1 protein-coding gene is annotated in these 1429 nt (G+C 40.0%); it reads left to right on the top strand.

Annotated elements, in window-relative coordinates; all coding sequences use genetic code 11:
* Positions 1-95: 95 nt before the first annotated feature.
* Positions 96-1429: IS4 family transposase (locus Q0940_RS17005; protein ID WP_299271134.1), on the top strand; the 1334-nt coding region annotated here is incomplete at its 3' end.

Raw genomic sequence — 1429 nt, forward strand, 5'->3', positions numbered from 1 at the left:
GTAATGCCGATCAGTTAAGAAATATTTAACGATCCATTGACCGATCTTTTGAATAGTTCAAAATCCGATATCAATTAATGATATCGGATTTTTTTATGCGCTTTGAAACTGAATTGGCTACGACTCTTGATGCTTGTAATACTTTTCACTCTTTTGAAAAGTTTGCTGAAATACTGTCTCCACAGTTAATTGAACAATGTTTCCAACAAGCTGGCGTAGCAACGATCAGAAAGCGTCGCTTGCCTTTAGAAACGGTACTTTGGTCAATTATTGGCATGAGCCTTTTCAGGCAATGCTCGGTCTGGGACATTGCAACACAGATGGACATTATGCTCCCCGGCAAAAAGCCTTTAGTTGCACCAAGTGCATTAGTACAAGCCAGACAACGCTTAGGCTCGGAAGCCGTCAAACAAGTATTCTTAACAATGGCTGAGCAAAGCTACCAAAATAACACATTTGAAACATGGGCTGGGCTTAACTTATTAGCAGTTGATGGTGTCGTATGGCGTACTACTGACACACCTGAAAACCATCAAACCTTTAAAGCTCAGAGCAACAGTCATAGTGAGAATATTTTCCCCAAAGTACGTATGGTCTGTCATATGGAAGTCACCAGTCATCAATTAATTAACAGTGCGCATTCTGATTATCGAACAAATGAAATGGTGCTAGCAGAGCAGTTAATAACGCGTACGCCTGATAATTCACTCACCATATTTGATAAAGGCTATTATTCGCTTGGACTATTAAACCGTTGGCATCAAGCAGGCGAGCAAAGACACTGGATGATACCTGCACGAAAAGATTTACAATATGAAGTAATACAACGAATTAACCCAAATGACCAGCGAATACGATTGAAAACAACACCTCAATCTCGAAAAAAGTTTGAAGAATTACCTGACGAACTAGAAGCCAGGTTAGTGACGAAAGTCATTAGAGGTAAAACCTATCGTATTTTAACGTCAATGATTGACCCAATGCGGTTTCCAAGTGAGGAAATGGTAGAGCTTTACTGTTATCGTTGGGAAATAGAGTTGGGATTTAGAGAAATGAAACAAACCCTACTTAACAGTAAGTATACGTTAAGAAGTAAACGGCCGGACATGATAGAGCAAGAACTCTGGGGGATACTATTAGCTTACAACCTGATCAGACAAGCGATGACTAGTGCAGCATATAAGCTTGATAGTGTTATGCCGAATCAATTGAGTTTTGCTAGCAGCTCTATGGCGGTTACTCAGTTTTTTGCAACAATCCCATTGACGTCACCAGGTAATATCCCCAAACATTATGAACGACTATTAGAGCAATTAAGTTACTTCAAACTACCAGAAAGACGGGAGGAAAGGCGTTATCCTAGATGGGTAAAGCCAAAACCGTCTAAGTATCCCAAAAACGGAAATAAAAATGCCAGTCGGCTTAACTG

The sequence above is a fragment of the uncultured Psychrosphaera sp. genome (assembly GCF_947500655.1).
Lineage (GTDB): Bacteria > Pseudomonadota > Gammaproteobacteria > Enterobacterales > Alteromonadaceae > Psychrosphaera.